Here is a 7,048-nt window from a genome sequence, read left to right as displayed (position 1 = left end):
TTACAAAAATCTTTGATTGCCAAAATGAACACTTCTATCTCTATATCCTAAAGACAACATCAAATATGCAGCAGATATTGCATCAAGCGCGTCATCGGGAGTTTTATTATCCCCTTTATAAGCGTAAATATCGCTAAATACAGTAGAACTACTATACTTTGCAATATAAAGTTTTTTGTAGGTAAAAGGTGTAATTAACAATGCTATTCTACTAAACTTATTAGACTTTGGCTTTACTGGGGCAATTCTAAAATATTGACTCATATTCTTTCTAAGAGTCATATATTCACGCGTCAATCCTCCAGCGCCTTTAGTATTGTCTCTATCTTCTATGTAAAGCGTGTGTACATTGAAATTTTGTAAAACAGTCTTGACCATATTCATAATATAAGGGTCAATAGCCGGTCGTTGATCTTGAAATACAAAAGCATAGTACTTATCATCGACTCTCTCCATAACACATAACGCAGTATTATCACCTCCAATACTAAACGCTGGGTCTAAATATGCTATCGGGCTAGTAAATACATAGTCTTGCATAATATTAATTTGTGTGAAAATTGAGTCGGTGCTTGCTATCCACTCTCCTAGCAAAACTCTTGCCTTGTATGCTGGTATATCTTTATAGAGTTTCTCTTGAGTTTTGATAAATTCTTTACTTAGGAGAACATTATCGTAAGTTGTAAAATTATATGTCTTAAAAGTAGCTGTATTATTGATATAATCAGTTTTGAAATAATGTTCTGGATGATCTGGATTGGTATCAAAAATAATAGTTTCTTGCGCGCACCTAAGTCTTTTTAATACTTCCTCTAAAGTTTGCTTATGTAAAGTAGTAGCCTCATTTACAAAAATAAGTGCTGAATTACTACCCCTAAACCTTTCAAAATCACTTGCCTTGTCCCCGCCATATAAATTAATCCGTAGTGAATCAATCAGTATATATGAATTATTCCTATGTCTTGGAATATATGAAATATTAAGAAGTTTGCATAGCTTTTCAAATTGACCCAAAACATTAACTTCAACTGAACGTTGAGAATTGCCTATGATGAAATTATTAGTATCACTGGAATATAACTCTTTATTTGCAATTAAACTTTTAATAAACAGATAACATGCAAGATACGTTTTGCCGCTAGCTATACCGCCACTGAGTATAATTTTCTTTTCGTTGTTCTTTTGGATACTTTTTATCACCCTATTTTGCTTTACGGTTAAATATTTCTCTTCAAACTGAGCAAAATTAACCAAAGAGTTTGTTTTTCCAAAAAACTTAGATATATCAACTCCAAACTGATTTTTGTATTCCTTTTGAAGTGTTGTAAAAAATTTTGTTTGATATAAATTCACTTGTGCCCTTTACTACTTTTGTAGTTACTTTTACTCTCAACTTCATGTGCAGAAGTTAGCTTTTTCATACATTCATAGTAAAGCTCCATTTCCCTTATTGAACACTCCTTTATCAGGTCATTAAGCTCACTCTTTAACAAACTAATTTTTTCATTAACATCATTTTTCTTGTTACATTTTTTATTCAAAAAGGCAATTTCGGATTGTAAATCTTCTATTTTTAAATGCATTTTGGCTAGTTCAATGCTTGCATATTGTTTAAATGCTCGTATAAATCCTAATTCTAAATTAGAGCGCTCTAAAACTAATTCTCCCTTAATTTTTCTAGCTTTAGCTTCTGATTTAAAAGTTTGGGCTACAAGATGTTCAAAAGTATCTTCACTAATTGTTACTCTAGAATTATCACCAACAGAAGTTTCCCCACTCTCCCATTTTTGTCTCATTCTCCATACATTTACTCTAGAAACTCCCAGTTTCGATGCTATTTCTTTATCATCCAATAATCCTTCTCTAAAGTACGCAACATAATCATCAAAAGATCTTTTAACTTTTTTCAAAAAATTTCTCTAAAGTAACAAAATTAACAAATTGTTACTCTAAATAGTAAAGCAATTTGATGAATTGTTAACATAAACTGATAACTTATTTATACCTATTAATTACTGACCTATATTTACAATGTTCATTAATATTTAAAACGAACATTAAAAATATATAAAAGGAGTATTAATATGAATCAAAAACAACTATTTTTTATATTTTTATTATTGCTAAACAGAGTAATAATTTTTTCTTATGATCAATCTAAATACAATGGATATTTGGAAAGATATTATCATAAGAACAAAGAGACGAATACATGGATGTCCTATTTCAACACTTTTAGGAATGATGATGGGGGAACTACTTCTGTTCTATTTTTAGGAGAGGGTGATGATTTAAGTCAACTTAGACTTACCTACATTAAAAATGACAAAGAAAACCCTATTAAACATTTTCATTTTAAATATTTTTATAGAATAGATTTTAACAAAAAATATCCTTTGTTATCTGAAATACGTGAAAACATTAGTAAAATAAAAGTTACATTATCTTTTGATAACGAAACAGAAAAAATAACAAGAGAACTAAAAGAAAAAGTTAAAAATAACAAAATTATATGGGAACTTTGGAAAGGCAAGTATGGTGGGGAAGAAATTAAATTTAATTTAAGGTCCTCTGATCCAGGTATAGAAAATTTACTTACAAAATTATTAAAACATAAAACTATAACAATAACAATTGAAGTTCCTGAAAGTGAAGATCCTAGCAAACTAAGTAGATCTATGACTTTTGATCTTGATAATTTTCAAAAATTATACAATAAATACAATGCTTATTTTAAATAAGAAAACAAGACTGGTTATTAGTCTTGTTTTTAATAATTTATGCTTTTAAAACCATTTTTTATTATTTTTTATATTCTAAACTTTTAAAATTTTTTTCAATATTTTTTGATAAATTCTTTTTATTTACTCTTGACAACCAGCACTATCTGGATCAATTGAACACTTTACAAGTTTCTGAATTTCCTCTTTATTAGCATTACTTTGAAGATATTCTTTTAATTTTCTTAAAAATTCTTTTAATTTCTCTAAATCTTCTTTAATATCACTAATTTTTACAGTATTTTTATTTTTTTCATTATTTTTATTACCCTCTTTTATCTTACTCCTTAACTCTGTTCTAGCTTTTTCTAGTTCGTCAATAAGACTTTTTAATCCACTTTCTTCTTCAAGATCGTAACTCCATTCAGAATAAATAGAATTACCATTTGAACGATTATCAGTAATATCATCATAAATAGCGCCTGTAACTTTATCTTCAACCTCTTTCCCAGATATTTCTATTCTTTCTCCAAAATATGATTTTGGACTTATGCTATCAATATCACTAGTTATCTTATCTATCTTTCTTGTAATTTCTAAAATTTTATTTTTAGTTACTCCCTCAAGAAAACTTTCGCCTGATTCTGATTCTCTTAATTTTCTTCTTTCTTCTCTTTGTTTTTTTCTTTCTAATCTTTTTTCTTCGTCTTTTCGATATTGCTCAATTCTTCTTCTTTTTAAGTCCTCTTCCCTTTTTTCTTTAGCTTTTTCTTCTTCTGTTTTTTCTTTAACTACTGGTTTTACTACTACTGGTAATTTTGGAATTTCTGGTAATTTTGGCTTTAATGTTTCTGCTATTTCTAATTTTGGGTCTTTATTTTCTAAAGTTATAGGTTCGGGTTTTAAAACTTTAGCATCTTCATTATCTTTTAAATCATTCTTATTAGAATCTTCTTTTTTTTCTTTATTTTCTTTTTTATCCTTTAATTCTTCTTCTTTTAATTTTTCTGCTATTTCATCTACTGTTGGATCATCACCCAGCATTAATTCTTTATTTACTTTATCTAAAAATCCATTAACTTTTTTTTCTACACCTTTTTTAATTCCCTTAGCTTGTTCTTTTAAATCTTCACTACTTGCATAATGCTTGCAAGAACTTATCAGTGCAAAAACAACACAAATAATAAACATTCTCATTTTTTTATTCATATTTTTATTCATAAGTTACTCCATAAGTCTTAAAGATAATGCAATGCCTTATAATTACAATTTTTTCAAAGATTTAACTAATTAATTTTGTTACATTTTGCGTTACAAAGTAACAAAATTCAAATGTAATTTTAACCAACTCCCAAAAATCTCTCCATTGCAAATGTTATACTCATTACAAAAGACTACAAAACACATACAAATCAAATTTCAGAGTCTTTGCTATATATCACACAAAGTATTATATCTTTCTTGTGTGCACCCCTTTAAAATTGCCACTTCTGTTTACTACAGCTATTCTACAGCACGGATTTTGCTTGCAATGAGAGACACCAAAATTTGACTAAAATTTTACGTTTTTGATAAAATATAAATTGCAACTTTTATCTATTTTTATTACTTTTACTTAATTTAAAAGTAACACTTAAAAGGAGAGGATTCTATGGACTTTAATAATTATCTTAATTTAAATAAAGACACTTCGGATTTTTTCCTCAAACTCATAAAAGATCATCAAAAATTAATGGATGAAAACAAAATTCTAAAAAATTCTCTAAAAAACTCGGCTAAAAGTAAAAAAGAAAATTTAAAACCTACTCCAAAGTTCTACGTAACTCCAAAAACTAGCAAAATAATCGAAAAATGCATCAAACAATTAAAACAAATTGATCCAATATCAGGATGGTTTGTACATGTACTTTTAATAAGTGGATGTAGGGGCACTGAAATTCAAAAAGTAAAAATAGAAGATATTACCCAGTTATCAAGCAAAACCGGGGAAATTCTTTACAATATAAAAGTAAATGTAGCAAAAAAAAGAAGTATCGCCTGCATTAGAGAAATTGTTATTGACTCTAAGGAGTTTGATGCTATTCAAACAGCTCATAAAAATCATTTCGAAGAAAAAAATCTTGATACTAGAAGAACTTATCTTTTCCAAAAATCCAAACATAAGTTTAAAGATAATCAAATTGACATTATTCATATTTCTAAAAAATTCAAAAATCTTCTTAAAAAATCAGGCTTTAAAGTAAATAAATCACTTCATTTATGTAGAAATTTGTTTGTTTCAAATTTAAAATCTAATGGCTACAATTCTTTCCAAATTAAAGAACTTATGAAATATTCTTCAACCCACGAAATTGATAATATCTACGGACTCTCTTCTGCTAACAAAATTCAAGCTTATAAGTGCATCAAAAATAGCTTTAAGCTGTAGCAAGACTATCTAAGCTTAAATATGCGCTTTGAAGTTACTTTAAATAGTTTTCCATTAAGCTTTAAATCAAGTGAATCATATAATATTTCTTTCTCTTTTGTAGCAATAAAGTGTGACCCATTAACACCCTCAATTTTAACTTCACTTATTTCAAATTCATTCGCAGCCACAAAGTAATTGGAAGATTCATACCTAACACTAGTTCTAATTCCATAATAATTAAGTATCATACAAGGATCATTAATAAAACAATTTTTCTTGATGTACCCAAGTCCTAAAAATCTGCGATACGCCACATTTATTCCAAAAGCATTAAATTCAATATTCTTCAACAAACTTGTATAATAATGCAAGCATAAAAAATAACACCCCCATCTTTGTATCTCTCCAAGTAAACTCCTATTTTTTTGTTTTATTTTACTAATAAGCATTAATTAATCCTCCAATGTTAAATATTTTTTTTAATTTTTTTAGTGCCCCCATTCAAAAGGGGACACTATTTGCATACGACATATTGCTTATATTGCTCGGCAAGTAAAATTTATTATTTGTTGTCGAAAGTTCCGTAAATCTATCTGCTATTGCCCTTTTCTTAGGATCGTAATTGAACACAAATTGCTTGAATCTGTAATTTACATGATTCATTAGTGGATATTTATCTAAAATTTCATTAATTTTAATTTTGAGTAGTTCTTTAATGGGTTTTTCTCTCCTTTTGTTTTCATTTTGAATTTTATCTAGTTCTGATTTTAGATTGTCAATCTCAATCAGCTTACACTCAAGATTAACAGCAGACTCTTCGGTTTTAATCTCAAGGTCAGTGCACTCAACATACTCTACAAATTCATTTATCCAATCAAACTCAACTCCAGATTGATAAAAATCACTCTTTACTACCAACTCCTCAATCTCTTCAATGAACTTAATAAACGTATCATTATCATAATCACTTGCAATTAATAAATTAGCCCCATTCTTTTCAATAATTTCGTTTCTTACGTTGAAAACTTCCCATTCACATTTTTGAACAAATTCTAAAACTTTTGATATCAAAGAGTTATTTCTTTTTATCTTACAGTTAACCGGTGCAGCGTCTATTAAGAAGAATAAATTACAATACTCAAGTCCAGTACATGCTAGCTGCATTTGTGCTTGCACATAGTACTTGAAAAAATACTTACTACTTAAAAAATTGCCATTTTTATTGTACTCGGCTATAGCACTACTCATATAATTAGAATCACTACTCTTAATCTCTAAAAGCTCTAAATCACCACCATTATTTATAAACCATCCATCAATTGTTGAGCCTACTAAAGTTGTAAAACCATCCATTTTTTTGAAATAATTATATTTATCAACACCGTTGGCATATTTATTTTTATACAAAACATCAATATTATCACCGTGAGCTTTAACAAACTCTCTAAATCCTAGATTTTCCAACTCTTTACCCTTGAGCATATACAAATTCTCTTCAAAAGGCATACTCATACCAAAATATTTAAGCACTCGATTTATCATCAAGTCTTTAAGTCCAACTCCACCAATCAGAACAGTACCCACTTCACTAGCTCCATATTTATTGAGTTTGTTTCTCTGCACGCTAAAATCAATATTTCGATTAAACTTAAAACATTCTTGACTGCTTATTCCTGGTAATTTTTTGCCTATCTTGCTTAATTTGCTTTTTTCTTTAATGGGAGAGGATTTTTCCTCAAATATTTCACAACCAATAAAACTTTGTTGCTCAAAATTCATCATGTTGGATACTCCGTTTTGCATATTATCTTGAATATTTAAATTATTTGTTGACACATTGTTCATAATGTACTCCTTAATATGTTTATAAATAATTATATAGCAAAAACTATTTTTGCCAAGTTTTTTACAAAAATTT

General features: G+C 28.0%; 7 protein-coding genes. 2 read left to right on the top strand and 5 right to left on the bottom strand.

Translation table 11 applies throughout. The annotated features are described in order from the left end of the window. Together QIA21_RS06370 and QIA21_RS06365 are read right to left on the bottom strand one after the other, a co-directional pair. The gene (locus QIA21_RS06370; protein WP_418905726.1) at window positions 1-1,353 is read right to left on the bottom strand and encodes a PBSX family phage terminase large subunit; all 1,353 of its coding nucleotides are present in this window, start codon (window positions 1,351-1,353) and stop codon (window positions 1-3) included. Further along, the gene (locus QIA21_RS06365) at window positions 1,350-1,910 is read right to left on the bottom strand and encodes a DUF603 domain-containing protein (RefSeq protein WP_418905725.1); all 561 of its coding nucleotides are present in this window, start codon (window positions 1,908-1,910) and stop codon (window positions 1,350-1,352) included. Before QIA21_RS06365 ends, QIA21_RS06370 begins: the two co-directional genes overlap by 4 nt. Window positions 1,911-2,084: 174 nt before the next feature. On the opposite strand from QIA21_RS06365, the gene QIA21_RS06360 reads away from it, so the two are divergent. Further along, complete coding sequence (locus QIA21_RS06360; protein ID WP_418905724.1) at window positions 2,085-2,741, top strand: hypothetical protein; 657 nt, start codon at window positions 2,085-2,087, stop codon at window positions 2,739-2,741. 123 nt (window positions 2,742-2,864) lie between these two features. Here QIA21_RS06360 and QIA21_RS06355 read toward each other — a convergent pair whose 3' ends face one another. Continuing rightward, window positions 2,865-3,929 carry a hypothetical protein gene (locus QIA21_RS06355; RefSeq protein WP_418905748.1) on the bottom strand — a complete coding sequence of 355 codons (1,065 nt, stop codon included), beginning with the start codon at window positions 3,927-3,929 and terminating at the stop codon, window positions 2,865-2,867. Between the two features lie 442 nt (window positions 3,930-4,371). Between QIA21_RS06355 and QIA21_RS06350 the strand changes: the two genes are divergently transcribed. Further along, window positions 4,372-5,148 (top strand): tyrosine-type recombinase/integrase, encoded by a 777-nt coding sequence (locus QIA21_RS06350; RefSeq protein ID WP_418905723.1) that lies wholly within the window; start codon window positions 4,372-4,374, stop codon window positions 5,146-5,148. A gap of 5 nt (window positions 5,149-5,153) precedes the next feature. Here QIA21_RS06350 and QIA21_RS06345 read toward each other — a convergent pair whose 3' ends face one another. Together QIA21_RS06345 and QIA21_RS06340 are read right to left on the bottom strand one after the other, a co-directional pair. Then, window positions 5,154-5,579 carry a DUF261 domain-containing protein gene (locus QIA21_RS06345; RefSeq protein ID WP_418905722.1) on the bottom strand — a complete coding sequence of 142 codons (426 nt, stop codon included), beginning with the start codon at window positions 5,577-5,579 and terminating at the stop codon, window positions 5,154-5,156. A 52-nt stretch (window positions 5,580-5,631) separates the two neighbouring features. Beyond that, window positions 5,632-6,975, bottom strand: coding sequence for a DUF244 domain-containing protein (locus tag QIA21_RS06340; protein ID WP_418905721.1), 1,344 nt, complete (start codon window positions 6,973-6,975; stop codon window positions 5,632-5,634). Window positions 6,976-7,048 lie beyond the last annotated feature (73 nt).

The sequence above is a fragment of the Borreliella japonica genome (assembly GCF_030438115.2).
GTDB lineage: Bacteria > Spirochaetota > Spirochaetia > Borreliales > Borreliaceae > Borreliella > Borreliella japonica.
The sequence above is the reverse complement of the archived record's forward strand: the minus strand, read 5'-3'. Positions and strand labels throughout refer to the sequence as shown.